Source organism: Bordetella genomosp. 5, from assembly GCF_002261315.1.
In the GTDB taxonomy this organism is placed as follows: domain Bacteria; phylum Pseudomonadota; class Gammaproteobacteria; order Burkholderiales; family Burkholderiaceae_B; genus Bordetella.
In genome coordinates this window covers 695,913-718,984 of the sequence record NZ_NEVP01000001.1, presented here as the reverse complement: position 1 = coordinate 718,984, position 23,072 = coordinate 695,913, and the positions used below count along the sequence as shown (strand labels likewise).

General features: G+C 67.9%; 21 protein-coding genes. 11 read left to right on the top strand and 10 right to left on the bottom strand.

Annotated features, from left to right (window positions below):
* Nucleotides 1-35: 35 nt before the first annotated feature.
* The 6 genes from rfaE2 to ubiE form a co-directional block, all read right to left on the bottom strand.
* Entirely contained in the window at nucleotides 36-527 is a 492-nt protein-coding gene (gene rfaE2 / locus CAL25_RS03350) for a D-glycero-beta-D-manno-heptose 1-phosphate adenylyltransferase (protein ID WP_094798498.1), read from the bottom strand.
* A gap of 76 nt (nucleotides 528-603) precedes the next feature.
* Nucleotides 604-1,485, bottom strand: a complete 882-nt coding sequence (locus CAL25_RS03345) for a ferritin (protein WP_094798497.1) — start codon at nucleotides 1,483-1,485, stop codon at nucleotides 604-606.
* Between the two features lie 169 nt (nucleotides 1,486-1,654).
* Nucleotides 1,655-3,208: a ubiquinone biosynthesis regulatory protein kinase UbiB gene (ubiB, locus tag CAL25_RS03340; RefSeq protein WP_094798496.1), complete on the bottom strand. Its 1,554-nt coding sequence runs from the start codon at nucleotides 3,206-3,208 to the stop codon at nucleotides 1,655-1,657.
* A complete protein-coding gene (locus CAL25_RS03335) occupies nucleotides 3,205-3,870 on the bottom strand; it encodes a ubiquinone biosynthesis accessory factor UbiJ (protein ID WP_094798495.1) in 666 nt (221 codons plus the stop codon). Before CAL25_RS03335 ends, ubiB begins: the two co-directional genes overlap by 4 nt.
* Nucleotides 3,871-4,067: 197 nt before the next feature.
* Nucleotides 4,068-5,102, bottom strand: a complete 1,035-nt coding sequence (locus CAL25_RS03330; protein WP_094798494.1) for a Tim44 domain-containing protein — start codon at nucleotides 5,100-5,102, stop codon at nucleotides 4,068-4,070.
* A gap of 231 nt (nucleotides 5,103-5,333) precedes the next feature.
* Nucleotides 5,334-6,107 carry a bifunctional demethylmenaquinone methyltransferase/2-methoxy-6-polyprenyl-1,4-benzoquinol methylase UbiE gene (gene ubiE, locus CAL25_RS03325; protein ID WP_094798493.1) on the bottom strand — a complete coding sequence of 258 codons (774 nt, stop codon included), beginning with the start codon at nucleotides 6,105-6,107 and terminating at the stop codon, nucleotides 5,334-5,336.
* Nucleotides 6,108-6,268: 161 nt separating this feature from the next.
* Between ubiE and phoB the strand changes: the two genes are divergently transcribed.
* The 7 genes from phoB to serA all read left to right on the top strand — a co-directional run bounded on the left by phoB (nucleotide 6,269) and on the right by serA (nucleotide 13,105).
* Nucleotides 6,269-6,967, top strand: a complete 699-nt coding sequence (phoB, locus tag CAL25_RS03320; RefSeq protein WP_094798492.1) for a phosphate regulon transcriptional regulator PhoB — start codon at nucleotides 6,269-6,271, stop codon at nucleotides 6,965-6,967.
* 13 nt (nucleotides 6,968-6,980) lie between these two features.
* Nucleotides 6,981-8,291, top strand: coding sequence for a phosphate regulon sensor histidine kinase PhoR (gene phoR / locus CAL25_RS03315; RefSeq protein ID WP_094798491.1), 1,311 nt, complete (start codon nucleotides 6,981-6,983; stop codon nucleotides 8,289-8,291).
* A 79-nt stretch (nucleotides 8,292-8,370) separates the two neighbouring features.
* Complete coding sequence (locus tag CAL25_RS03310) at nucleotides 8,371-9,045, top strand: heavy metal response regulator transcription factor (protein ID WP_094798490.1); 675 nt, start codon at nucleotides 8,371-8,373, stop codon at nucleotides 9,043-9,045.
* Nucleotides 9,042-10,451, top strand: a complete 1,410-nt coding sequence (locus CAL25_RS03305) for a heavy metal sensor histidine kinase (RefSeq protein WP_249278928.1) — start codon at nucleotides 9,042-9,044, stop codon at nucleotides 10,449-10,451. The genes CAL25_RS03310 and CAL25_RS03305 overlap by 4 nt, the downstream gene beginning before the upstream one ends.
* 70 nt (nucleotides 10,452-10,521) lie before the next feature.
* Nucleotides 10,522-11,049: a cupredoxin domain-containing protein gene (locus CAL25_RS03300; RefSeq protein ID WP_094798489.1), complete on the top strand. Its 528-nt coding sequence runs from the start codon at nucleotides 10,522-10,524 to the stop codon at nucleotides 11,047-11,049.
* A gap of 59 nt (nucleotides 11,050-11,108) precedes the next feature.
* On the top strand, nucleotides 11,109-11,603 hold the full coding sequence (locus tag CAL25_RS03295) for a DUF411 domain-containing protein (protein ID WP_094798488.1): 495 nt from the start codon (nucleotides 11,109-11,111) through the stop codon (nucleotides 11,601-11,603).
* Nucleotides 11,604-11,905: 302 nt separating this feature from the next.
* On the top strand, nucleotides 11,906-13,105 hold the full coding sequence (gene serA, locus CAL25_RS03290; protein WP_094798487.1) for a phosphoglycerate dehydrogenase: 1,200 nt from the start codon (nucleotides 11,906-11,908) through the stop codon (nucleotides 13,103-13,105).
* Nucleotides 13,106-13,156: 51 nt separating this feature from the next.
* Here serA and CAL25_RS03285 read toward each other — a convergent pair whose 3' ends face one another.
* On the bottom strand, nucleotides 13,157-14,020 hold the full coding sequence (locus CAL25_RS03285; RefSeq protein WP_094798486.1) for a LysR family transcriptional regulator: 864 nt from the start codon (nucleotides 14,018-14,020) through the stop codon (nucleotides 13,157-13,159).
* A 123-nt stretch (nucleotides 14,021-14,143) separates the two neighbouring features.
* Between CAL25_RS03285 and CAL25_RS03280 the strand changes: the two genes are divergently transcribed.
* The 4 genes from CAL25_RS03280 to CAL25_RS03265 are packed head-to-tail and all read left to right on the top strand — an operon-like array spanning nucleotide 14,144 to nucleotide 17,126.
* Nucleotides 14,144-14,575 (top strand): VOC family protein, encoded by a 432-nt coding sequence (locus tag CAL25_RS03280; protein WP_094798485.1) that lies wholly within the window; start codon nucleotides 14,144-14,146, stop codon nucleotides 14,573-14,575.
* A 27-nt stretch (nucleotides 14,576-14,602) separates the two neighbouring features.
* On the top strand, nucleotides 14,603-15,340 hold the full coding sequence (gene pxpB / locus CAL25_RS03275) for a 5-oxoprolinase subunit PxpB (protein ID WP_094798484.1): 738 nt from the start codon (nucleotides 14,603-14,605) through the stop codon (nucleotides 15,338-15,340).
* Nucleotides 15,337-16,359, top strand: coding sequence for a biotin-dependent carboxyltransferase family protein (locus CAL25_RS03270; protein ID WP_094798483.1), 1,023 nt, complete (start codon nucleotides 15,337-15,339; stop codon nucleotides 16,357-16,359). Before pxpB ends, CAL25_RS03270 begins: the two co-directional genes overlap by 4 nt.
* Nucleotides 16,356-17,126 (top strand): LamB/YcsF family protein, encoded by a 771-nt coding sequence (locus CAL25_RS03265; protein ID WP_094798482.1) that lies wholly within the window; start codon nucleotides 16,356-16,358, stop codon nucleotides 17,124-17,126. Before CAL25_RS03270 ends, CAL25_RS03265 begins: the two co-directional genes overlap by 4 nt.
* Nucleotides 17,127-17,204: 78 nt before the next feature.
* Here the strand turns inward: CAL25_RS03265 and CAL25_RS03260 are convergent, their stop codons facing one another.
* The 3 genes from CAL25_RS03260 to CAL25_RS03250 form a co-directional block, all read right to left on the bottom strand.
* Nucleotides 17,205-17,903, bottom strand: a complete 699-nt coding sequence (locus tag CAL25_RS03260) for a GntR family transcriptional regulator (RefSeq protein ID WP_432759223.1) — start codon at nucleotides 17,901-17,903, stop codon at nucleotides 17,205-17,207.
* A gap of 352 nt (nucleotides 17,904-18,255) precedes the next feature.
* Nucleotides 18,256-22,218, bottom strand: coding sequence for a DUF3683 domain-containing protein (locus tag CAL25_RS03255; protein WP_094798480.1), 3,963 nt, complete (start codon nucleotides 22,216-22,218; stop codon nucleotides 18,256-18,258).
* Nucleotides 22,219-22,401: 183 nt separating this feature from the next.
* Nucleotides 22,402-23,019 carry a YqaA family protein gene (locus tag CAL25_RS03250; RefSeq protein WP_094798479.1) on the bottom strand — a complete coding sequence of 206 codons (618 nt, stop codon included), beginning with the start codon at nucleotides 23,017-23,019 and terminating at the stop codon, nucleotides 22,402-22,404.
* Between the last annotated feature and the right edge of the window lie 53 nt (nucleotides 23,020-23,072).

The following is a 23,072-nucleotide window of genomic DNA, read 5'->3' as shown; positions in this document are numbered from 1 at the left end:
CAGCGCGCGTCGGCCTGCCTGACCTGGGCCCTGCCTCAGCCCGCCTGGATTTTGCGCACCAGCGTCGTCGTGGAGCGCTGAAACTCGAACGGAATCGCCACCGCCCGGCCACCCCAGGTCTTGACCAGGGCGGTTTCGGGCAGGGTTTCCATGTCGTAGTCGCCGCCCTTGACGATGATGTCGGGCCGCAGCTCGCCGATCAGCTCGGTGGGCGTGTCTTCGGCGAAGGTGGTGACGGCGTCGACGCAGGCCAGCGCGGCCAGCAGGGCCGCGCGGTCGCCCTCGGCGTTGAGCGGGCGCTCGGCGCCCTTGCCCAGCCGGCGCACCGACGCGTCGGTATTGACGGCCACCACCAGCGTGGCGCCCAGCTGCGCGGCCGCGTCGAGATAGGTGACATGGCCACGATGCAGGATGTCGAACACCCCGTTGGTGAACACCAGCGGCCGCGGCAGGCGGCCCGAGGCCACGGCGGCCACGAGGTCTTCGCGGCTGAGGATCTTGGATTCGAAGCGGGCGGTCGTCGTCATGCGGCGATTGTACGCGGCCTGCCCGCCGCTTCGAATAGCCGCGGGACGCGGCGCGGCTATCCCGCGATCAACGCACTCAGACGCCGACCAGCACCGAACCGCCGGGCGTGGCCGGGCGCAGGCGCGCGGCGACTTCCTTGCGGTAGCGGTTCAGATCCTTGACCGAGGCGAAGTTGCTGTCGAGCAGCTTGGACAGGATGTGCAGGATGCGCGTGGCGACCTTCTGCTCCCACAGACCGTCGAAGCGGATCTGCGTGTCCAGCCAATGCTCCAGCCAGCCCGGTTCGGGCAGACGCGACTGAACGGTGTCGTTGGGGAACAGGTCTTTGTTGACGTGCAGATTGGTCGGGTGCATCGCCTGGGCGCTGCGGCTGGCCGACGCCATCAGCACGCCGATCTTGGCGAACGCGTGACGGGCATCGCCGCTCACCGTTTCGCCGCGGTCGTGCAGCGCGCGGCGCATGTACTGCAGATAGGCGCCGGCATGGCGGGCCTCGTCCTGGGCCACGGTCTTGTAGATCGCCTTGATCACCGGCTCGGTGTGCCAGTCGGCGGCGCAACGGTACCAGTGGTTCAGGCGCACCTCGCCGCAGAAGTGCAGCATCAGCGTCTCGAGCTCGGGCGCCGGATCGAACTCGAAGCGCACCTTGTGCAGCTCTTCTTCGGTCGGCATGAGGTCGGGACGGAAGCGACGCAGATACTCCATCAATACCAGCGAATGCTTCTGCTCTTCGAAGAACCACACTGACATGAACGCGCAGAAGTCGCTGTCGGCCCGATTGTCGCGCAGGAACATCTCGGTCGCTGGCAACGCCGCCCATTCGGTAATGGCGTTCATCTTGATGGTCTGGGCCTGCTCCTCCGTCAGCTTGCTGCGGTCGAAGTCGTCCCAGGGAATGTCGGTCGCCATATTCCAGCGCACGGCTTCCATGGTCTTGAAGAGTTCAGGATAAAGCATGATTTAGCCCTTGAAATTTCCCGCTTGAGGGGCTTGTGGGTCAAAAAATGGGTGCTGCGGACGTCATGCCTTGTGAGCATGATGCCGGTACACCTCATAGGAGTGAGTTATCGCCGGTGCAGGCGAAGCTGTGATGACATTTCGGTGACGTTTCCGTGACAGGCCGCGCTCATCGCGTCAGTGCCCAGAAAGCAACCACTATGCCCAGCGCCACCACCGCCGTGAGCGCGATCAGGACACGGTTGCTGTGTTCCTGGGCGCGCCGCAGTTTGTTCAGCTCGTCGAGCAGTTGCGGCGCAACGACAGGACGGCTGAGGTAATCATGAACCAGGCGCGGCATCGCGGGCAGCATCTGCGCCCACTGCACCGCTTCCTTGGACATCGCCTTCTTCAGACCATCGAACCCCATGCGCTGGCGCATCCAGCGCTCGAGATAGGGTTTGGCGGTCTTCCAGAGATCGAGGTTGGGATCGAGCTGCCGCCCCAGGCCTTCGACGTTGAGCAGGGTTTTTTGCAGCAGCACCAGCTGCGGCTGGATCTCGACGTTGAAGCGGCGCGAAGTCTGGAACAGGCGCAGCAGCACCTGCCCCAGCGAAATCTCGGAAAGCGGCCGATCGAAGTACGGCTCGCACACCGCGCGCACGGCGCCCTCGAGCTCTTCTTCGCGCGTGTCGGGCGGCACCCAGCCCGACTCGATGTGCAACTGCGCCACACGGCGATAGTCGCGATGGAAGAAGGCGAGGAAGTTCTGCGCCAGATAGTTTTTGTCGAACTCCGACAGCGAGCCCACGATGCCGAAATCGAGCGCGATGTAGCGCCCCAGCGTCTCGGGCTTATCGGACACATAGATGTTGCCCGGGTGCATGTCGGCATGGAAAAAGCCGTCGGTGAACACCTGGGTGAAGAAAATCTCGACGCCACTGCGGGCCAGCGTGGCGATGTCGATGCCGGCGGCGCGCAGGCGATCCACCTGCCCCACCGGAATGCCGTACATGCGCTCCATCGTGAAGACGGTGCTCGCCGTGAATTCCCAGATCACCTCGGGCACGATCAGCATGTCGCCGCGGCCCGATTCGGGACCGAAGTTGCGGCGCAACTGGCTGCAATTCGAGGCCTCGCGCACCAGATCCAGCTCGTCGTGCAGGTACTTGTCGAACTCGGCAACCACTTCGCGCGGCTTGAGCCGGCGGCCGTCGTCGCCCAGGCGCTCGATCACGCGCGCCACGATGCGCAACAGCGACATGTCCTGTTCGATCACGGCCAGCATGCCGGGCCGCAGCACTTTGACGGCCACTTCGCGGCCATCGTGCAGCACGGCGAAGTGCACCTGCGCGATCGAGGCCGAGGCCACCGGATCGACGTCGAACTGGGCGAACAGCTGCGCGGGCGGCGCGCCGAGCGCCGCCTCGATCATGGCGGCGGCCTGCGCCGACGGAAACGGCGGCACGCGGTCCTGCAGCAGCGCAAGCTCGTTGGCGATGTCGGCCGGAATCAGATCGCGCCGGGTCGAGAGCACCTGACCGAACTTGACGAAGATCGGGCCCAGCGACTCGAGCGCGCGGCGCAGGCGCACGCCACGCGGCGTACGCGGCCGCGTGCCGAAGCGCATCACGCGCAACAGCAGCGTGGCCACGGGATGGTTGATGCTCGACAGCACCAGCTCGTCGAGCCCATAGCGCAGCGAGACGACGATGATGCGCAGCAGACGCAGGAGAGTCATCATCGCGCGCCCCTCACCGCGGCCTGACGGCCCAGGCGGGCATCGAGCGCGCTCAGCCGGCGGGCCAGCGCATCGGTGTCAGTGCCGAGCTGATCGAGGTCGAGGCGCCACTGCGCCAGGGCGGGCCGGCTGGTCAGCACGGCGCGCTCTTCGGCCAGGTATTCGGAGATGTTCTGTGCCAGGCGCAGCGCGGCGCCACGCACGAAGTCGTTAAGCGCGCGGGCACCGCCCAGCAGGCGCGCCGCGGGCACGTCGCCGATGCGCTGCGCGAGCTCGTCTTCGACGTCCCAGCGCAGATCGCGCGCCAGGTCGGCCACGACCTGCGCCAGCGCGGCGTCACCGGAAATGTGCGTGAGCTCGGCCACGTCGGGCCGCGTGCCAGCCGGGCGCACGCCGGGCAGCAGGCTCGCCAGGCTCAGGCGCTCGGGCACGCCCGACAGCGTGACGTCGGCCACGACCGCAGGATCGGCCACGTCCACCTGCCCATCGCTCGTGATGGTGAGCGAGAGCGAGAAATTGCCCAGCGCGAAACGCACGGTCTTGCCGGCGTGACGCACGAGACGCGCGCTCGCCCACGGCTCGCGCGCAAGCAGCGCGTTGAGCAGGCGCACGACGAATCGCGATGGCGGGGGCAGGACGGAAAAGGGCGCGGGCAAAGGCAGCATCGGGAATCATGCGGCCGCGCGAGCGGCCAGGGAGGTCCGGTATGAACTTAGGCAGTTTACCGGTTTAATACGCCGCGCTAATCGCGGCCCTCTCCCTAACGAGCGAACCGGCCCAGGGCATGCGCCACAAGACCGGTTCAGGGGTAAAGCATCGAGGTGGACCGGGCGCCGGCCGGGGCCGGCGCCGGAAGGCGCGATCAGCTCGCGTATTCCACCGGGATCTGCTGGATGCCGGCCAGGAGCCAGCCGCCATTCGCGGGCTTGAACAGGTTCCAGACCTCTTCGAAGCGGAAGGCTTCGGCGCCGGCCTCTTCGCGCAGCATGCCCGAGAAGCGCACGCTGGCCAGGTGGCCGTCGGAGACGGTCTCGATGCCCAGCAGCTCGGCGTTGAGCAGCACGACTTCGGTCTTGTTGGCGTCGCCGGCACGGGCCTCGAGCTGCGGCTTGAGTTCGATGATCAGGTCATCGGTCAGCAGGTCGCGCAGGCTTTCGACGTTGCCGCTGTCCCAGATGCCCTGGATGCGAACGAACTGTTCTTTGGCCTGTTGCAGGAAGCGCGGCGTGTCGAAGTCGCCCGGGATGAACCAGTTGCCATCCTCGCCTGCCTTGGGCAGCGCGGCAGCGGCCGGTGCAGCGGCGGCGGCAGCCACCGGCGCGGCGGCCGGAGCCGGCTGCGTGGGCTTGAGCGCCTCACGCCACATCGGCTGGTTGCCCTGGCCGTTGTTGTTGCCGTTGGCGTTGTTGTTGCCGTAGGCGCCTTGCATGGCCGGACGCTGGCCACCGCCACGCAGACGGCGAACCAGGAAGATCACGGCGAACACGACGAGTGCGATCAGCAGCGCGCTGCTCAGGAACTCGAGGAAGGCGCCCGACAGGCCCATGTGCGACAGCAGCGCGGCGATACCCAGACCGGCGGCGATGCCGGCGATGGGACCGAGCCAGCGCGACGCGCCGCTGCGCGCGGCGGCGCCGGCGGCAGCGGTGCCCGCGGCGGCGGTACCGGCGGTGGCGGCGGTGCCGCCCGCGGTGGTGCCCGCGCCCGGCGTGGCCGGCGGCGTGGTGGCCTGGCGTTGCGTGGTCACGTTGCTCGATTGACGGCCGGCGCTGCTGCCACCGCCTGCACGGCGGGCTTCAGCGTCGAAGGAAGCCGTGATCAGCACGGCGCCCGACACGGCGATCAGCGCCGCGGCGAGAGTTCGGGAGAGACCCCGGGAAAAACCGATTCGGGACATCGCAATATGCTCCTCGTATACAAGCATGAGCGCTCCCCCGCAGGAGCGCAGCGCGCCCGGCCTGTGGCCGGGGCACACATTAGTGATTCTGTGGTGTAAGGGTCGGGGACTGCGCGCGCCGGGCGGGGTGCCCTGCCGGCGTGAAGGTAACCTGACCTTTTCTTACAGAAATCTGAATGGTCTAAGCATAACGGACAAGGCAGTCCGCCACAAGTTCCCCGGGGGGAGCGCTCAGCCCAGACGGACCCCTTCGTGGAGGGCGGCGACGCCGGCCGTCAGGTTGAAGTACTGGACCCGATCCAGGCCAGCGGTGCGCATCATGTCGGCCAGGGTGTCCTGGTCGGGATGCATGCGGATCGATTCGGCCAGATAGCGGTAGCTGGCCTCGTCGTTGGCGACCTTCTTGCCGAGCCAGGGCAGGATGTTGAAGGAATACCAGTCGTAGGCCGGCGCGAGCGGCTTGGCCACCCGCGAGAACTCCAGCACCAGCAGCTTGCCGCCGGGCTTGAGCACCCGCGTCATCTCGGCCAGCGCACGGTCCTTGTGGGTCATGTTGCGCAGGCCGAAGGCCACGCTCACGCGGTCGAAATAGCCATCCGGGAACGGCAGCTTCTCGGCGTCGCAGACGGCGGTGGGCAGGATCATGCCGCCATCCGTGAGACGGTCGCGGCCCACGCGCAGCATGGAGTCGTTGATATCGGTCAGCCACACTTCGCCGGTGACGCCGGCGCGCTTGGCGAACGCACGGGCCAGATCGCCGGTACCGCCGGCGATGTCCAGCACCTTCATGCCGGGGCGGATGGCCGCGCGGCTGATCGTGAACGCTTTCCAGATGCGATGCAGGCCACCCGACATCAGGTCGTTCATGACGTCGTATTTGGCGGCGACCGAGTGGAACACTTCGGCGACCTTGCGGGCCTTGTCGGCCTCCGGCACGGACTGGAAGCCGAAGTGGGTGGACTGGCCGGCGTCGCCGGTATCGGAAGAGGGATGGGGGTTTTGCATAGTCGGATCTCGGGTATCACCCAATGGTAGCCGATCGGACCGGCATCCTTACGCGAACATGGCAGAGGCGCGGCCTGAAGGATCCGTCACATACCTGAAATATTGCGGCCATACTATCGCAATGTTCGCGCAGCGCCTGCGCCCGACTGATGTGTAACACCATGTCCAGCACCATACTTGTCGTCGAAGACGAACCCGCCATCCAGGAACTTATCGCCGTCAATCTTTCGTTTGCCGGTCACAAGGTTCTCCGGGCCTTTGACGCAGAGCAGGCCCAGACGCTCATCCGCGCCGAACTGCCCGATCTGATCCTGCTCGACTGGATGCTGCCCGGCATGTCGGGCCTGTCGCTGGCCCGCAAGCTGCGCGACGAAGAGCGCACCCGCAGCGTGCCGGTCATCATGCTGACCGCCAAGGGCGCGGAGCAGGACAAGGTCGACGGCCTCGAAGCCGGGGCCGACGATTACATCACCAAGCCGTTCTCCCCCAAGGAGCTGATGGCCCGCATCAAGGCCGTGCTGCGCCGCCGCGCGCCGCAGCTGACCGACGACATCATCGACGTCGCGGGTCTGCGCCTGGATCCGGTCACGCACCGCCTGGCCGGCAACAGCCAGTCGCTGCAGATCGGCCCCACCGAGTTCCGCCTGCTGCACTTCTTCATGACGCACCCGGAACGCGTGTTCTCGCGTTCGCAACTGCTCGATCAGGTCTGGGGCGACCACGTGTTCGTCGAAGAGCGCACGGTGGACGTCCACATCCGCCGCCTGCGCAAGGCCCTGGAACCCAGCGGCCACGATGCGCACGTCGAGACGGTGCGCGGCAGCGGGTACCGGTTTACGGCACAGGTCCCGGCGCGGTAAAAATCCGCTCACGATGATCTGGCTACGCACTCTCATACTGGCCGCGTTCTGGGCGGTCGTGGCCCTGTTCGCGAACTGGGCCATCGGCTCCCCCGCGGGCTGGATGGTGTTTTCGGCGGCCCTGCTGGTGATGCTGGTCTGGCGCAGCTGGCGCCTGCAGCTGGTGTCGCACTGGGCGCACAACCCCGACACGGCGCCGCCCGCGTCGGTCGGCCCCTGGGACGACATCCTCGCGCCGCTCTACCGCTACACGCGGCGCCGCTCGCGCGAGATCCAGGAAATGCGCGACACCATGCAAAGCATGCTGGCGGCCGCGCAGGCCCTGCCCGACGGCGTGGTGACACTGAACGAAGACTTCCAGATCGACTGGGCCAACCGGATGGCGCGCCGCCATCTCGGGCTGCGGCTGCCGGCCGATCGGGGGCACAACCTGTTCAATCTGCTGCGCGCGCCCGAGTTCGTGGCCTACGCCCATCGCGGTGACTGGCCCGAGCCCCTGCTGGTGCGGCTCACGCTCAACGGCCAGGAGCGCGTCATGATGATGCAGCTGGCCGCGTATGCACGCAATCAGCGCCTGCTGATCTCGCGCGACGTCACGCAGATCGAACGGCTCGAAACCACCCGGCGCGACTTCGTGGCGAACGTCTCGCACGAGCTGCGCACGCCGCTCACCGTACTGGCGGGCTTTCTCGAAACCCTGCGCGACATGCCGTCCGAGGCCATCGGCCCCGAGCAGCGCGAACAGTATCTCGGCATGATGCTCGAGCAGGCGCAGCGCATGCAGGCCATCGTCGAAGACCTGCTGACGCTCTCCACGCTCGAATCCTCGCCCGGCTCGGATCCGGTCGCCGTGAACACCGCCTCGCTGCTGCAGACCGCGCGTCAGCAGGTCGAGGCGCTGTCCGGCGGACGGCATGTGTTCCAGTGGCACATCGACGAGACGCTCGACGTGCTCGGCAATGCCTCGGAGCTGGCCTCGGCCTTCTCGAATCTGCTGACCAACGCCGTGCGCTATACGCCCGACGAGGGCACGATCACGGTCCACTGGGCCGGCACCCCCGACGGCGGCGCGCGCTACAGCGTGCAGGACACCGGCATCGGCATCCCGGCGCGCCACATCCCGCGCCTGACCGAGCGCTTCTACCGCGTCGACCGCGGCCGCTCGCGGGCCGTGGGCGGCACCGGCCTGGGCCTGGCCATCACCAAGCACATCGCCATGCGGCACGACGCCGAGCTGCTGATCGAGAGCGAGCCCGGCAAGGGCAGCCTCTTCTCGCTGCAGTTCCCCCCCGAGCGCATCGCGGGCGCGGAGCTGTCCGACTGATTCGCGTGATGGCAGGACACAGGCCACGCCGCCCCGGCGGCATAATGCGGCCTGTGTCTTCCCTGCTCTCACCGGCATCATGCGCATCCTCGTGATCGAAGACGAGCTCAAGCTCGCCGACTACCTGCATAAAGGCCTGTCCGAACAAAGCCACGTGGTCGACCTGGCCCGCGACGGCGTCGATGGCCGCCATCTGGCGATCGAGGGCGATTACGACCTCGTCGTGCTGGACGTGAATCTGCCCGGTATCGATGGGTTCGGTGTGCTGGCGGAGATGCGGGCCCGGCGCGCCGACACGCCGGTCCTGATGCTCACCGCGCGCGACAAGATCGAAGACCGCGTGCGCGGCCTCGAGGGCGGCGCCGACGATTATCTGGTCAAGCCTTTCGCGTTTTCCGAGTTGCTCGCCCGCGTGCATGCGCTGGGCCGGCGCGGCCGCAGCCAGGAGCCCACGGTGTTGCGCCTGGCCGACCTCGAACTCGACCTCGTCAGCCGCAAGGCGCAGCGCGGCGGCCAGCGCCTCGACCTCACGGCCAAAGAATTCTCCCTGCTCAGCCTGCTGCTGCGCCGGCAGGGCCAGGTGCTGTCGCGCGCCACGCTGGCAGAGCAGGTCTGGGACATGAACTTCGACAGCGACACGAACGTGATCGAGGTCGCGGTGCGGCGGCTGCGGGGCAAGCTCGATGATCCCTACGCACAGCGCCTGCTGCACACGGTGCGGGGCATGGGCTATGTCCTGGAATCGCGCGCATGAGTGCCGGGCCCGTGCGCGCGCACCGCGCGCCGTCCATGCAGACGCGCCTGATCCTCTGGCTGGGCGCCATCTCCCTCGCCCTGTCGGCCGTGGCCGGCATGACGCTGCTGTGGGCGCTCGAGCGCGAAATGCGGCAGCAGGAAGTGACCGAGGCGCGCGGCAAGGCCGAGCTGATCGCGCATCTGGTCGGCATGACGCCCGGCTCGCACGATCGACATAGCCTGGACGCGACGCTGGACAACATGCGCACCGGCCACGGCAACCTCGCTATCTGGCTGACCGACGGCGATCAGGTGCTCTATGGTCCGGCCGCGCCGCGGCTGCGCGCGCTGCGGGGCGACGAAATCGAGATCGAAGCCCCCGACGGCCAGGTGCTGCGCGGCGTGCAGGTGCCGCTCGACGCCCACGAGCGCCCCGGCGCGCGCCTGACGGTGGCCGTCAGCACCCGCGCGGGCGGGCAATTCCTGGTCGCGTATGGCTCCGTGGTCGCGCTCATCTGCGCCCTGTGGGTCGGCGCCACCGTGGCGCTGGCGGCCTGGGCGGTGCGGCGCACGCTCGCACCGGTGGGCCGGCTGTCGCGCCTGGCGGCGGCGATCCGCGCCGATCAGCCGCACGAGCGGCTGCCCGTCGCGGGCATCGATCGCGAGCTGGCCGATCTGGTGGCCGCGTTCAATCACACCCTCGAACGCCTGCAGTCCGCCTATCAGCAGATGGAAGGCTTCAATGCCGACGTCGCGCACGAGTTGCGCACGCCGCTCGCCACGCTGATCAACGGCACCCAGGTGACGCTGGCCTCCGAGCGCTCGCCGCACGAACTGCGCGACACGCTGGCCTCGCATCTCGAAGAGCTCGAAAACCTCAGCTCGCTCGTCAACGACATGCTTTTTCTGGCGCGGGCCGACGGCGGTGAACGCGCCGCGGAGCTCGGCCTCGTGCCGATCGAACAGGAGGCGCGGCGCGTCGCGGAATTCTACGACGCCGATCTGGAAGACCGTGGTCTGCGCCTGCGTATCGAGGGCCGTGCCACGGCACAGGCCAACGCCCGCCTGCTGCGCCGCGCGCTGGCCAATCTGGTGGCCAACGCGGTCCGCGCCACACCGGCCGGCGGCGAGATCGTGATCGTCTGCACGCCGGCACCGGACGCAGCAGGCGGCGTGATCGACATCACGGTGCGCAACCCCGGCACGCCCATCCCGGCGGCCGAGCTGCCGCGGCTGTTCGACCGCTTTTTCCGAGGCGGACCGCCGCCCGCGGCCGGACCTGAACGCGTGCCGGGCCACGGGCTCGGGCTGGCGATCGTGCGGGCGATCGCACGCATGCATGGCGGCACCGTGCACGCCCGCAGCGGCGACGGCGCCACCGAAATCGGCCTGGCGCTGCCCGCGGCGCACATTACCGAAAAGTAATGTGGGCGTCAGGCAGGGGTCACCGGGCGGGCCCTACAGTGCAGGGATCCCCCTCCTCGCCGACGCGCTCATGCCCTCTCTTTTGCATTCACTCCGTTTGCCGCTGGCCGCGCTGCTGCTGGCCACGACCGCCCTGCCGCTGCACGCCGCGCCCGGCGCGCCGCACACGCACGGCGCCGCGCACGACCGTGCGCACGACCCCGAGCATCCCGCCCCCGCCGAAGACGGAACGGGTGTGCCGGGACAGGCGGGAGCGGTCACGCGCACGATCGAGGTCGATATGGGCGACGACATGCGCTTCACGCCGGCGGCGTTCGACGTGCGCGCGGGCGAGACCGTGCGCATCGCGCTGCGCAACCGCGGCATGCTGCGTCACGAGCTCGTGCTGGGTAATGCCCAGACCCTGGCCGCCCACTACGACGCCATGCTGGCGCGCCCCGGCATGACGCACGAACACACCGCGAACGCCCTGTCGCTGGACGGCGGCGAAACGGGCGAGCTGCTCTGGCGCTTTACCGACGCCGGCACCGTGAGCTTTGCCTGCCTCGAGCCCGGCCACTATCCGGCCGGCATGCGCGGCGAAGTCAGGGTACGCTGATACCGACCCTGCGCAGCGCCGCACGCCCGCGCCACGCGCGCCCTTCACAGGACGACACCATGTCTCTCCCGCTTTCTTCGCACGGCGCGCGCCGCCGTCTGCTCCTCGGCGCCGTGGGCGCCCTCGCGCTCACGCCGCTGGCATTGCGCGCGCAAGCCGCCCCCCGCCATGTCGATGTCTGGAAAACGCCGTCCTGCGGCTGCTGCGGCGACTGGGTCAGCCACCTGGAACAGGCCGGCTATCACGTGAAGGTTCACGAGGTGAACGACACGGCGCGGGTGCGCGCACGCGTCGGCATCGCCCCCCGGTATGGCTCCTGCCACACCGCGTTGATCGACGGCTACGGCCTCGAAGGTCACGTGCCCGCCGAGGACATCGCCACCCTGCTCGCGCAGCGCCCGGCCGGTTCCGGCCTCGCGGTGCCGGGCATGCCCGTGGGCTCGCCCGGGATGGACGGCGAGGTGTATGGCGACCGGCGCGACGATTACGACGTGCTGCTGGTGCAGCGCGACGGCAGCGCCCGCGTGTGGCGCGCGGTGCGGGCCGCGAGCTGAAGCTTTCGCTGAGCATGGGCGCGGTGGGGGCCGCGCGCTGACGCTTCCCGGGTATGGCGCGTGCTGCGAGTCATGACCTGACGCTTGCCCGGCGCGGCCTGCGCGGCCCGGCCTGCCCCGTGAGGGCTGGCCAGCACCGCCGGCCGGTGCCCAATCGAGAACGATTCTCCACAAGGCCCAAATGGGCATAGGCCCCGGACGGTCGGCTCTGCGTCACAATGAAAGGCCGGGGCGGATCCTCATCGATCCGCCATTCGGTTTTTCCCCAACCCGGGGTTCGCCCCGCCGACACGAGTAACTCCATGGCCCGTATCGTCCTGTTCGAGAACATCCATCCCAGCGCCCGCGCCGTCTTCGAGGCCGCCGGCTACACCGACATCGCCACCTACGGCGCCGCCCTGCCTCCCTCGGAGCTGCGTGCCGCCCTCGCCGGTGCCGAAGTGGTGGGGATCCGTTCTCGCACTCACCTGGATGCCGAGCTGTTTGCCGCCAATCCCGACGTGCGCGTGGTGGGCTGCTTCTGCATCGGGACCAACCAGGTCGACGTCGACAGCGCCATGAAGCGCGGCGTGCCCGTGTTCAACGCGCCGTTCTCCAATACCCGTTCGGTGGCCGAGCTGGTGCTGGGCGAGGCGATCCTGCTGCTGCGCCGCATCCCCGAAAAGAACGCCCGCGTGCATGAGGGCTACTGGGACAAGACCGCCGCCGGCGCCTTCGAGGCGCGCGGCAAGACCCTCGGCATCGTGGGCTACGGGAACATCGGCTCGCAGATCAGCACGCTGGCCGAAGCGATCGGCATGCGCGTCGTCTATCACGACGTCGAAGCCAAGCTGCCGCTGGGCAACGCTCGCGCGGCCGCGTCGCTGGCCGAGTTGCTGGAGCAGTCCGACGTGGTCACGTTGCACGTGCCCGGCGGCAAGAGCACCGAGAACATCATCAACGCCGAGACGCTCACGCTCATGAAGCGTGGCGCGATCCTGATCAACGCCTCGCGCGGCACGGTGGTCGACATCGACGCGCTGCACGGCGCGCTCACCAGCGGGCATCTGGCAGGCGCCGCGCTCGACGTGTTCCCCACCGAGCCCAAGGGCGCGGGCGAACCGCTGGCAAGCCCGCTCATCGGCCTGCCCAACGTGATCCTCACGCCGCACATCGGCGGCAGCACGCAGGAGTCCCAGGAAAACATCGGCCGCGAAGTGGCCGAGAAGCTGGTGCGCTACATCCAGGCCGGCACGACCAAGACGGCGGTCAACTTCCCCGAGCTGCCCTACCTCGAACCGGCCGGCTCCACGCGCATCCTGCACGTGCACCGCAACGCGCCGGGCGCGCTCGGCACGCTCGACAACCTGCTGGCCGAGCAGGGGCTCAACATCCTGAGCCAGACCCTGCAGACGCGCGGCCAGATCGGCTACGTCATCACCGACGTCGACGGCCAGGTCAGCGACACCGTGCTGAGCGCCCTGCGCAGCCATCCCATCACGGTCCGCTGCGACCGCATCTGAGGCCGGCGGCCAAGGCGCCTCGCGCCCTGGCGGTCGAGGCGCCGCGCGTACCTATGGCCGCGCGGCCTCTTCCAGGCAAGCCACCATCTTCGCCGCCAGCGGCGAACGCTCCATCGGCAAGCGGCCGATCACCCCGATCTCGCGCTCCAGCGTCGCATCGCCCAGCGGCAGCAGCCGCATGCCGCGCAGGTCCAGATGACGCGCGTGCGGCAGCAGCGCGACCCCCAGCCCCGCTCGCACCAGATTGGCGAGCGCGTCGATCTCGTCGAGCTCGATCGCGTCGCGCACCGCCAGGCGATGACGCTTGAGAAACAGATCCACCACCCGCCCGCCGAACGATGAACGGTCGTAGCGCAGGAAGGGCTGCTGCGTGATCAGCTCGCGCCACGGCGCCTCGGGACAGGCCTGCGGCACGGCCAGCAGCACCGGCTCGCGCACCAGGCTGCGCCAGCCCAGTTCCGGCGGCAGGGAAAACGGCGGGCGGATCAGCACGGCGAGGTCCACCTCGCCCGAGTCCACCTGACCGAGCAGATTGAGCGAGACGCCGGGCACCAGCCGCACCCGCACCTCGGGATAGGCGGCGCGAAACGAGGCCAGCGCGCGCACCAGCAGATCCTGCTGCACCGAGGCGATCGCGCCGATGCGCAGCAAGCCGCTCACGCGGGCCGCGCCCACATCGCTGGCCATGCGCTCGGCCAGGGCCAGCATCTCTTCGGCCTGCGGCACCATCTCGCGCCCATGGGCATTGAGCACGGCCGACTTGCCGGTGCGCTCGAACAGCGTCACGCCAAGCTGATCTTCGAGCCTGCGCATCTGCGCGCTCACCGCCGACTGGGTCAGGCCCAGCTGCCGCCCGGCGCCGGTGAAGGTGCCGTCGCGCGCAACGGCCAGGAAAGTGCGGAGTTCGCGGATCATGTCGCCCGAGTCTCAATAATTTCGATGCTCAGGCCAGAAATTAATCGTTTTTCTATCAAAAAACCAATCAGTAAACTAACGACATCGCAGCAATTCGCTGCTCAATCCGCTTTTGGAGCCGCCATGACCGCCCAAACCGCCATCCCCCCGTTCCACCTTGCCTTCCCGGTCCGCGATCTGGCCGAAGCCCGTCAGTTCTACGGCGACCTGCTGGGCTGTAGCGAGGGGCGCAGCTCCCCCGAGTGGATCGACTTCAACTTCTACGGCCACCAGATCGTGGCTCACCTGGCTCCCTCCGAATGCGGCGCCAACGCCACCAATGCCGTAGACTCGCACAACGTGCCCGTGCGCCACTTCGGCGTGGTCCTGTCGATGGAACAATGGGAAGCCATGGCCAAGAAGCTGACCGACGCCGGCACCGAGTTCGTCATCGAGCCCTATGTCCGCTTCAAGGGCGAAGTCGGCGAACAGGCCACGATGTTCTTCCTGGATCAATCCGGTAACGCACTGGAATTCAAGGCCTTCAAGAACATAGAATCGCTGTTTGCCAAATAACGCCTCATTGCCACGCAGGTTTCGCCGTTGCCAGAGTCTTCAAACCCCTCCTCCCCGGCCGAAACCGCGTGGCAGATCCTGCCGCAGGGTGATCGCTGCCTGGTGTTCCAGCTGGGCGATACGATCAGCGAGGCCGTCGGCCAGCAATGCCTGGGCCTCGCTCAGGCATTGCGCGACGCCGCCTGGCCCGGCGTCACCGACGTCGTGCCGTCGTTCACCAAGGTGGCCGTGCATTACCGCCCGCTGCCCGACGGCAGTGGCCCCACCTTCGCGTCACTGCGCACCCTCATCGAGGCCCGTCTTCGGGACGGCATCGTGGTGGCCGAACGGGCCAGCCGCGAGGTGAGCATTCCCGTCTGCTACGGCGGCGAGCACGGCCCCGACCTCGACGACGTTGCGCGGGCCGCAGGCATTTCGCCGCAGGCCGTCATCGATCTGCATACCCAGCCGGGCGCCATGGTCTACATGCTCGGCTTCGCGCCCGGCCATGCCTACATCGGCGTGCACGACGAGCGCCTGGGCATCGGCCGCCGGGACACGCCGCGCTCGGTGGTGCCGATCGGCTCGGTCGCCATCGCGAATCGCCAGTCCGTCATTTATCCCAATCGCCTCCCGGGTGGCTGGAACATCATCGGCGCCACCCCGCTCACGATGTTCGATCCTGCGCGCGATCCGGCCGCCCTGCTGCAGCCCGGCGACCGCATCCGCTTCGTGGCCATCGACGAGGCCGAGTTCGATCGCCTGCGCGCCCAGGAAACGCCATGAGCATCACCGTTCAAAAGCCCGGCCTGCTGTCCACCTTCCAGGATGAAGGGCGCGCGGGCTATCAGCATCAGGGCATTCCGGCGGCCGGCGCCATGGATGCGCGGTCGCACCGCCTGGCCAACACGCTGGCCGGCAACGAAGCCGACGAAGCCACGCTCGAGATCACGCTGATGGGCCCGACCCTGCGCTTCGACGCACCGGCCTGTATCGCCCTGAGCGGCGCTGACCTGAGCGCCACGCTCGATGGCGAGCCGCTGCCGCTCTCGCGCCCGCTGGTGGTGCGCGCGGGCGCCACGCTGGCCTTCGGCGCACCGCAGGTCGGCGCCCGCGCCTACCTCGCCGTGCATGGCGGATTCGCGCTCACGCCGGTGATGGGCAGCTACAGCACCTATTTGCGCAGCGGCTTTGGTGGCCTCGAGGGTCGCGCGCTGCGGCGCGGCGATCAGATCGCCTTCAAGCGCACGCTCATCGACGACACGCCGCGCATCGACGCGCTCGCGCGCGAGCTCTGGGACCTGCGCATCTACCTGCCGGCCACGCTGCGCGCGCTGCAGCGGTCCAGCGTGCGATTCCTGCCCGGCTTGCACTGGGACGAATTCAACGAAGCGTCGCGCCACGCCTTCAGCACCGGCAGCTATCGCATCAGCCCGCAGTCCGACCGCATGGGCTACCGGCTCGACGGCCCCACGCTGGTCATGACGACGCCGCGCCAGATCCTCTCCGAGGCCACCAGCTTCGGCACGGTGCAGGTGCCCGCGGGCGGACAGGCCATCGTGCTGATGGCCGACCGCCAGACCACCGGCGGCTATCCCAAGCTCGCGCAGATCGCGGCGGTCGACCTGCCCGTGCTGGCGCAGTGCGCGCCCGGCCAATCGCTGCAGTTCAGTCCGATCGAGCTCGCGCAGGCCCAGTCGCTCGACGCGGCGCGCGCGCGGGCATTCCATACCTTGGCCGAGTCGCTCGCCCCGATGCGCGCGCAGCTGGCCCACCACACACAGCACACCGGGGAGTCCGCATGAGCATCACTCTCGACCTCAATTGCGACATGGGCGAAAGCTACGGCGCCTGGACCATGGGCAACGACGCGGCGATTCTGCCCTTCGTGTCGTCGGCCAATATTGCCTGTGGGTATCACGGTGGCGACCCCGCCACGATGCGCCGCACGGTGGCGGCGGCGCTCGAGCACGGCGTCGCGCTCGGCGCGCATCCTTCGCTGCCCGATCTGGTCGGCTTCGGCCGCCGTCCCATGCAGATCTCGCCGCAGGAGGCCTACGACATGGTGGTGGTGCAGGTCGGCGCGCTGGCCGGCGTTGCCGCGTCGCAAGGCGCGCGTCTGCATCACGTAAAGGCGCACGGCGCCCTCTACAACATGGCCGCCAAAGACGGCGCGCTGGCCCGGGCGATCTGCACCGCCGTGCGCGATGTGGATGCCGAGCTGGTGCTGTATGGTCTGGCGGGCAGCCAGTGGGTCGACGCGGCACAGGGCGCGGGGCTGCAACTGGCCCAGGAAGTGTTCGCCGACCGCTCGTACCAGGACGACGGTTCGCTCACCCCGCGTACTCAGGCGGGCGCCATGATCACCGATGTGGATCAGGCCGTGGCCCAGGTGCTGCACATGGTGCAGCAGCGCGCCGTCACCTCGCTCAACGGCAAGCGTGTGCCGCTCGAGCCCGACACGCTGTGTCTGCATGGCGACCAGCCCGATGCGCTGGCCTTCGCCACGGCCATCCGGGCCGCGCTCGAGCAGGCGGGCATCACCGTGCGCGCGCCGGGCAAACGCCGCTGAACGCCACGCCGAGCCCCCGATAAAAAACGGCCGCTGGAGCGGCCGTTTTTTCGTTGCAGCGGATCGCGCGCCGGGCGCTCAATACGCGCGCAGGCGTTCCTCGGCCTCGTCGTCGGCCACGTCGACCACGACCTGGGCGTAGGCGTGCAGCACCTGCCCCAGCATCTCCTGCACGTGGTCGCGCGCGACCTGTGCCGCGCGGTTCAGCTCGCCCTGACCCAGCGCCTCGGCGATCCCCGAGTGATAGGTGTCGTAAGCGATATCCGCCAGTTGATGCCGCAGAAGGTTGAAGCGCAGCGGTTCGACCTGCTCGGTGAGACGATCGAGCGTGTCGGCCAGCGGCACGTTGTCGGTGTAGCGGGCGCACGCGAGATAGAAGGCGCGCAGCGCGTTGATGTAGCCGACCACGTCACGGGCGGCATGCGTGCGCGCGAGCACGGCATCGTGGTCTTTGAGGGCGCGCAGCAGGCGCACCAGGTCGGGCTGACCCGCGAGCTGGGCGATGCTGTAGGAAGCGAGCTCGGCACGCAGCAGGAAGATGTCGCGGATCTCGTCTTCGGTATAGCGGCGGATGCGAAAGCCCTTGCGCTGCAGATGCACCACCAGCCCGCTCAGCTCGAGCAGCCGGAGCGCCTCGCGGATCGGGCTGCGGCTCGTGCCGAAACGCTGCTCCAGTTCCTGCTCGCGCAGGGGCTGTCCAGGCCGAAACGTACCGTCGACTATCAGCTCACGAATCTGTTCCTTGAGAAAGTACGGAATCGTGGCCGGCGCTTTCACGTCCAAAGTAAATCCCTTTGCAGACCGCGGCGGATCTTCTAAATATTAAGAAGATACTAGATAAACATTGAAACACAAAGGGACAGAGCTGACTTAATGTGAAACAGTACGAATTCTTCGCGGCCCCAGAGAGCAGGGTCAATTGCAACAGTAAAGATTCGCGGCAAGTTACCAACATCGGCGCCGCGAGATGAGCGCCCGACACTCACGCGGGCCGATCACGACCGCGCTGAAGTGCAACAAGAAATCCGCGCGCAGCGTTCGCGGCGGCGCGGCGGGCACGGCCTCGTGGCCGCCCCAAAAACAAACAGGACGGCCGTGGCCGTCCTGTTTGTTGGGGTACGTCGACGCGTCAGACCAGCACGCGCTCGATGCCGCCCGCGTTGGCGCGGCGCACGTACTCCTCCATCCAGCCATCGCCGAGGATGTGCTTGGCCATCTCGACCACGATGTAGTCGGCGTCCATGGCGGTGTCGCCCTCGTAGCGCGACAGGCCCTGCAGGCACGACGGGCAGGAGGTCAGCACCTTGATGTCGCCATCGAAGCCGTCGGCGCGCTGGGCCGTCTGCCCCTTCAGCAGCTCTTCCTGCTTGCGGAAGCGCACCTGCGTCGAGACGTCGGGGCGCGTGACCGCCAGCGTGCCCGATTCGCCGCAGCAGCGATCGCTCTTGATCGCGCTATCGCCCACCAGCGACTTCACGGTCTTCATGGGATCCTGCAGCTTCATCGGGGTGTGGCACGGGTCGTGATAGACGTAGCGCGTACCCTTCACGCCGTCGAGCTTGATGCCCTTCTCGAGCAGATATTCGTGAATGTCGATCAGGCGGCAGCCCGGGAAGATCTTCTCGAATTCATAGCCCGAGAGCTGGTCGTAGCAGGTGCCGCAGCTCACCACGACGGTCTTGATGTCGAGGTAGTTGAGCGTGTTGGCCACCCGATGGAACAGCACGCGGTTGTCGGTGATGATCTGCTCGGCCTTGTCGGTCATGCCGTTGCCGCGCTGCGGATAGCCGCAACAGAGGTAGCCCGGCGGCAGCACGGTCTGGACGCCGGCATGCCAGAGCATCGCCTGCGTCGCCAGGCCCACCTGCGAGAACAGCCGCTCCGATCCGCAACCCGGGAAGTAGAACACTGCTTCGGTATCGGCCGAGGTGCTCTTGGGATCGCGGATGATCGGTACGTAGTTGGCGTCTTCGATGTCCAGCAGCTTGCGCGCCGTCTGTTTGGGCAGCCCGCCGGGCATCTTCTTGTTGACGAAGTGCACCACCTGCTCGCGCAGCGGCGCCTTGCCCACCGTGGCGGGCGGATGGGCCGTCTGCTTGCGCGCCAGACCCGACAGCAGGTCGTGCGCGGCGCGCTGCACCTTGTAGCCCACGCCGACCATTGCCTTGCGCGTGGCGTTGATGGTGGCCGGATCCTTGGCGTTCAGGAAGAACATCGCGGCCGCGGTGCCGGGGTTGAACGACTTACGGCCCATGCGGCGCAGCAGCGCGCGCATGTTCATCGACACGTCGCCGAAATCGATATCGACCGGACAGGGCGTGTAGCACTTGTGGCAGACCGTGCAGTGGTCGGCCACGTCCTCGAACTCTTCCCAGTGCTTGAGGCTCACGCCGCGGCGCGTCTGCTCTTCATAAAGGAAGGCCTCCACCAGCAGCGACGTGGCGAGAATTTTGTTGCGCGGCGAGTACAGCAGGTTGGCGCGCGGCACGTGGGTCGAACAGACCGGCTTGCACTTGCCGCAGCGCAGACAGTTCTTCACCGACTCGGAGATCGCGCCGATGTCGCTCTGCTGCATGATGAGCGACTCGTGGCCCATCAGGTTGAAGCTGGGCGTCCAGGCGTGACGCAGGTCGGCGCCGGGCATCAGCTTGCCCGCGTTGAAGTGGTTGTTGGGATCGACGCGGCGCTTGTAGGCCTGGAACGGCGCCAGCTCGGCCTCGGTGAGGAACTCGTACTTGGTGAGGCCGATCCCGTGCTCGCCGGAGATCACGCCATCGAGGTCGCGCGCGATCTGCATGATGCGCTCGACCGCCTGATGGGCCTCTTGCAGCATGCCGTAGTCGTCGGAATTGACCGGGATGTTGGTGTGGACGTTGCCGTCGCCCGCGTGCATGTGCAACGCGACGAACACGCGGCTCTTCAGGACACGGGCGTGCGTCTCGCGCACCTCGTCCATGATTTCCTGACCGGCCGCGCCCGAGAACAGACCGGCCAGACCGGGCAGCAGCTCGACCTTCCAGGACACGCGCACGGTGCGGTCCTGCACCACGTCGAACAGGCGCGCGGCGGGCTGGCGCTGCAGCCGCTCGGCCAGCACCACCTCGTGCTGCGACAGACCCAGGGACTGCAGCTCGGGCAACACGGCCGAGAGCGGCAGATCGAGGTTGTCGAGCAGCCACTGCCAGCGCTTGCGCGTGGAGGCGAGCAGCTCGAGCGCCTGGCGCGTGCGGTCGGCGAGCACTTCGGCGCGCGTGATCTCGGCGTCTTCGGCGTCTTCGGCCTTGCCCACCGGCAACGGACCCGACAGATACTGATCGAGGGCGTCGACCAGACGCAGCTTGTTGCGCGTGGACAGCTCGATATTGATGCGTTCGATGTGGTCGGTGTACTCGCCCATGCGGTTGAGCGGGATCACCACGTCTTCGTTGATCTTGAAGGCGTTGGTGTGGCGCGCGATCGCGGCGGTGCGCGAACGGTCGAGCCAGAACTTCTTGCGCGCCTCGGCGCTGACGGCCACGAAGCCTTCGCCATGGCGGGTGTTGGCCAGACGGACCACTTCGCTGGCGGCCACGGCCACCGCGTTGTCGTCGTCACCGACGATGTCGCCGATCAGCACCATCTTGGGCAACACGCCGCGCTTGCTCTTGGTGGCATAGCCCACCGCGCGCAGATAGCGTTCGTCGAGATGCTCCAGGCCGGCCAGGATCGCGCCCAGCTTGCGGCCTTCGCCGTCGAGGTAGTCCTTGACCTCGACGATCGACGGAATCGCGTCGCGCGCCTGGCCGAAGAACTCCATACAGACCGTACGGGTGTGCTTGGGCATGCGGTGCAGCACCCAGCGCGCCGCGGTGATCAGGCCATCGCAGCCTTCTTTCTGGATGCCCGGCAGACCCGCGAGGAATTTGTCGGTGACGTCTTTGCCCAGGCCCTCTTTGCGGAACACGCGGCCGGCAATCTCGAGCGTCTCGGTCTTGAGCAGGCGCTCGCCCGGCTTGCCATTGCCGTCGAACCATTTCAGCTCGAAGCGGGCCACGTCGACGTCGTGGATCTTGCCCATGTTGTGGGCCAGGCGGGTGACCTCGAGCCAGTTGCCATCGGGGTCGACCATGCGCCACCAGGCCAGGTTGTCGAGCGCGGTGCCCCACAGCACGGCCTTCTTGCCGCCGGCGTTCATGGCGATGTTGCCGCCCACACAGGAGGCCTCGGCCGAGGTGGGATCCACGGCGAACACATAGCCCGCGCGTTCGGCAGCTTCGGACACGCGCTTGGTGACCACGCCGGCGCCGGCGCGGATCACCGCCACGGGCTCCGTGAGCCCGGGCAGCAGACAGGATTCGACCTCGCCCAGCGCTTCGAATTTCTCGGTGTTGATGACGGCCGACTTCCAGGTGAGCGGAATCGCGCCGCCGGTGTAGCCGGTGCCGCCGCCACGCGGAACGATCGTCAGGCCCAATTCGATACAGGCGCGCACCAGCGCGGCGATCTCGTCTTCGGAATCGGGGGTGAGCACCACGAAGGGATACTCGACGCGCCAGTCGGTGGCGTCGGTCACGTGCGAGACGCGCGACAGGCCATCGAACTTGATGTTGTCCTTGGCGGTGATGCGGCCCAGCACGCGCTGCGCCTGCTTGCGCAGCGTCGCGGTCTGGTCGAACTCGCCCTCGAACGCGGCGATCGCACGGCGCGCGCGCGCCAGCAGCTCGACCACCTTGGTGTCGCGCAGCGGATCGTGGCCGTCGTCGGCGGCCGCGCCGGGCTCGCGCCGCTTGTCGATCTCACCCAGGCGGTGATGCAGCGCTTCGATCAGCAGCTTGCGGCGCTTGGGATTGTCGAGCAGGTCATCCTGCAGATACGGATTGCGCCGCACCACCCAGATGTCGCCCAGCACCTCGTAGAGCATGCGCGCGGATCGGCCCGTGCGGCGCTCGCCGCGCAGATCGGCCAGCAGTTGCCAGGCGTCGTCGCCCAGCAGCCGCGCCACGATCTCGCGATCGGAAAACGACGTGTAGTTGTACGGGATTTCGCGCAGGCGCGCGCCGGGTGCGGGCGGAATCGCCGCGGTCAGAATTTGGCTGGCGAGGGGGGCATTCATGAGAGCAGCGGAGAGGGCCCTTAAAAAACCATTTTACGGCATCGCAGCAGGCGCGGGCCAGGCACCTGACAAAGGACGCTGCCCGGACAGGGTTTTAAGGCCACTGTCAGAGGCGATCATGATGGGAGAATTGCTGCGTCGCAGCATGACAACGCAGCATAATAAAACAAGGGGCCGCGCCGGTCACAACACCCAGAGCAGCCCCGCGGTCAGAATCACATAGCGCAGGAACTTGCCGAGGGCGATATAGAGCACCGACGGCCAGAAAGCCAATCGCAGCCAGCCCGCCACGGCACAGAGCGGGTCGCCCACCGCGGGCAGCCACGACAACAGCAGCGCGGGCGGACCGAGGCGATGCAGCCACGCGTGTGCCCGCACATTCCAGCGGTTGGCGGTGGCGCCGAAGCGGGAGGTGGGCGCGGACGGATGCGCCGATCCGGGCGAGGCCGGGCTGTCGGGGCTGTCGAGCGCGACGCCCGAGCGCGCGGCCGCGTCGCGGTCGGCGGGGCCGGGATGCGGGTGAGGATGCTTTTCGCGCCAGCGCTCCAGCGCCCGATGGGCCCACCACCCCATGCCGTAGCTGATCACCCCGCCCAGCGTGTTGCCCAGCGTCGCCACCAGCACGGTGGCCCAGAACATATCGGGCTGCAGCTTCAGATAGCCGAACACCACCGCCTCGGAGCCGAGCGGGAGCAGGGTCGCCGACACCAGGCAGATAAGGAACACGGCGCCCAGCCCGACCGTGGGCAGCGCGAGCCATCCAAGCATGCCGTGCACGGCCGACAACAGGGTTTCTTCCATGATGCGAGGCAGTGTACCCGCTGTGTTAACCTGCCCGACGCTCATTTTTTACG

What these genes read in the sequence shown, in the direction of transcription:
- rfaE2 (WP_094798498.1), bottom strand. Translation starts at nt 527, where the DNA reads ATGACGACGACCGCCCGCTTCGAATCCAAGATCCTCAGCCGCGAAGAC.
- CAL25_RS03345 (WP_094798497.1), bottom strand. Translation starts at nt 1,485, where the DNA reads ATGCTTTATCCTGAACTCTTCAAGACCATGGAAGCCGTGCGCTGGAAT.
- ubiB (WP_094798496.1), bottom strand. Translation starts at nt 3,208, where the DNA reads ATGATGACTCTCCTGCGTCTGCTGCGCATCATCGTCGTCTCGCTGCGC.
- CAL25_RS03335 (WP_094798495.1), bottom strand. Translation starts at nt 3,870, where the DNA reads ATGCTGCCTTTGCCCGCGCCCTTTTCCGTCCTGCCCCCGCCATCGCGA.
- CAL25_RS03330 (WP_094798494.1), bottom strand. Translation starts at nt 5,102, where the DNA reads ATGTCCCGAATCGGTTTTTCCCGGGGTCTCTCCCGAACTCTCGCCGCG.
- ubiE (WP_094798493.1), bottom strand. Translation starts at nt 6,107, where the DNA reads ATGCAAAACCCCCATCCCTCTTCCGATACCGGCGACGCCGGCCAGTCC.
- phoB (WP_094798492.1), top strand. Translation starts at nt 6,269, where the DNA reads ATGTCCAGCACCATACTTGTCGTCGAAGACGAACCCGCCATCCAGGAA.
- phoR (WP_094798491.1), top strand. Translation starts at nt 6,981, where the DNA reads ATGATCTGGCTACGCACTCTCATACTGGCCGCGTTCTGGGCGGTCGTG.
- CAL25_RS03310 (WP_094798490.1), top strand. Translation starts at nt 8,371, where the DNA reads ATGCGCATCCTCGTGATCGAAGACGAGCTCAAGCTCGCCGACTACCTG.
- CAL25_RS03305 (WP_249278928.1), top strand. Translation starts at nt 9,042, where the DNA reads ATGAGTGCCGGGCCCGTGCGCGCGCACCGCGCGCCGTCCATGCAGACG.
- CAL25_RS03300 (WP_094798489.1), top strand. Translation starts at nt 10,522, where the DNA reads ATGCCCTCTCTTTTGCATTCACTCCGTTTGCCGCTGGCCGCGCTGCTG.
- CAL25_RS03295 (WP_094798488.1), top strand. Translation starts at nt 11,109, where the DNA reads ATGTCTCTCCCGCTTTCTTCGCACGGCGCGCGCCGCCGTCTGCTCCTC.
- serA (WP_094798487.1), top strand. Translation starts at nt 11,906, where the DNA reads ATGGCCCGTATCGTCCTGTTCGAGAACATCCATCCCAGCGCCCGCGCC.
- CAL25_RS03285 (WP_094798486.1), bottom strand. Translation starts at nt 14,020, where the DNA reads ATGATCCGCGAACTCCGCACTTTCCTGGCCGTTGCGCGCGACGGCACC.
- CAL25_RS03280 (WP_094798485.1), top strand. Translation starts at nt 14,144, where the DNA reads ATGACCGCCCAAACCGCCATCCCCCCGTTCCACCTTGCCTTCCCGGTC.
- CAL25_RS03270 (WP_094798483.1), top strand. Translation starts at nt 15,337, where the DNA reads ATGAGCATCACCGTTCAAAAGCCCGGCCTGCTGTCCACCTTCCAGGAT.
- CAL25_RS03265 (WP_094798482.1), top strand. Translation starts at nt 16,356, where the DNA reads ATGAGCATCACTCTCGACCTCAATTGCGACATGGGCGAAAGCTACGGC.
- CAL25_RS03255 (WP_094798480.1), bottom strand. Translation starts at nt 22,218, where the DNA reads ATGAATGCCCCCCTCGCCAGCCAAATTCTGACCGCGGCGATTCCGCCC.
- CAL25_RS03250 (WP_094798479.1), bottom strand. Translation starts at nt 23,019, where the DNA reads ATGGAAGAAACCCTGTTGTCGGCCGTGCACGGCATGCTTGGATGGCTC.